Raw genomic sequence first — 1533 nt, forward strand, 5'->3', positions numbered from 1 at the left:
TATCATTGACGTATTTATGTAACCAACTGTTTTTCAGAAAGTTCATATCCGAGTTTTCTTGCTATTTTCAAGATATTTCGTTGTTTTTGTTCGACCAGTTTTTCTTCATATTCCTGTATTCCTTTTTCTACATATTTAAGTCCTTTGGTTTGCAATTTGTAATATAATACGGCCAGTTTTCTTGCCACGGCTTTAATGGCCACGGCACCTCCTTTTTTTGCCCTTATTTTTCGCCCAAAGACACCAAGGGCTATTTTTTTGCTGTTCAACAACCCAGCCGCAGCCTGTTTAAAGATCAGCCCAGCTTTTGGGGTGCCTTTTGATTTGTAGTTGCGGTTCTTCTTTCCGGAATTATGTTGTTTGGGGGCCAGGCCCAACCAGGAGGTAAAATGCTTTTCGGTTTTCCATTTACTAAGGTCTGCGCCAACTTCACTAAGCAATTGAAGCCAGTTGTAATCACTTATCCCTGGTAGGACCGTGGCGTCTTTTTCTTCAAATATCCCCATTAAATACTGATCAAGGTGCTTTATATCTGGCTTGTGGTGGCGGATTGGCTTGCGCCTGGTTTTCTTATTTTGATCAACTTCCTTGTCCTTGTTTAGCCTTTGGAGGCTCTCTTGAATTTTTTTATCACACGCTATTATCTTGTCTTGATAAAAATCATAACATTCCACCGCTTGTTCCAGTGCAAACAAATGATTGGCGGTGTAGTGTCCTTTCAGGGATTTTACGACCTCTTCCTTCTTGGTTTTTAAAATACTGATATGGCAAAGTGCGGCAAGTTCCTCAGGATCCCTTTCCCCCGAAAGGATAGCGTGGATGATTTTCATCCCACTGGACCCGTGTACCTGGCTGATGACTTCTTTTAACCTAATATTCATTTGTGTAAGGGCTTTTTGCATATGGTTGATGTGCATGGCCGCGCTACGGATATGGTCTTCGCGAAGCCGCTGAAAAGTGCGAAGCTCCTGGATAGCATCTTCGGGGATAAAACAACGGCTTAAAAGCCCATAGCTGTGCAGTTGTTGAATCCACTGGCAATCTTTGACATCGGTTTTACGGCCCGGCACCTGTTTGGTGCTCCTGCCATCTACAAGCCAAACATCAAAACCTGCCGCCTGCAACATATCATACAAAATGTACCAATAGACCCCGGTGGCCTCCATCGCCACGCTTTCCACTTTATGGGAAGATAAATAGGCAATGAGACCGGCTATATCTTCGGTAAAAGTGAAGAACCTTTTTACTTTTTGTCCTTCCAGGCCCACAAAAAATTCTTTGGCACCAATATCAATGCCCGCAGTATTTTTTCTGATTTTTTCCATCATAAAAATTTTAAAAAAAGCAACCAGGTCCCACTTGATTTTATAACTTGCAAGACTATCATTCGGGCATTGCAAAAGCAAGCACCATACTCGTTTACAATATCAATGGGAACCACACTCGCGAACAGGTAACAATACACTATAGCTAAGACGGTTACAAATGGCCGCTTTTGATTTGTACCGTAAGTTTACGTCAATATTGCCGTTT

1 protein-coding gene is annotated in these 1533 nt (G+C 42.2%); it reads right to left on the minus strand.

All coding sequences use genetic code 11. The features are described 5' to 3' along the window. Positions 1-14 precede the first annotated feature (14 nt). Positions 15-1325, minus strand: a complete 1311-nt coding sequence (locus BUA71_RS17360; RefSeq protein WP_175545983.1) for an IS110 family RNA-guided transposase — start codon at positions 1323-1325, stop codon at positions 15-17. Positions 1326-1533 lie beyond the last annotated feature (208 nt).

Source organism: Salegentibacter echinorum (genome assembly GCF_900129445.1).
GTDB lineage: Bacteria > Bacteroidota > Bacteroidia > Flavobacteriales > Flavobacteriaceae > Salegentibacter > Salegentibacter echinorum.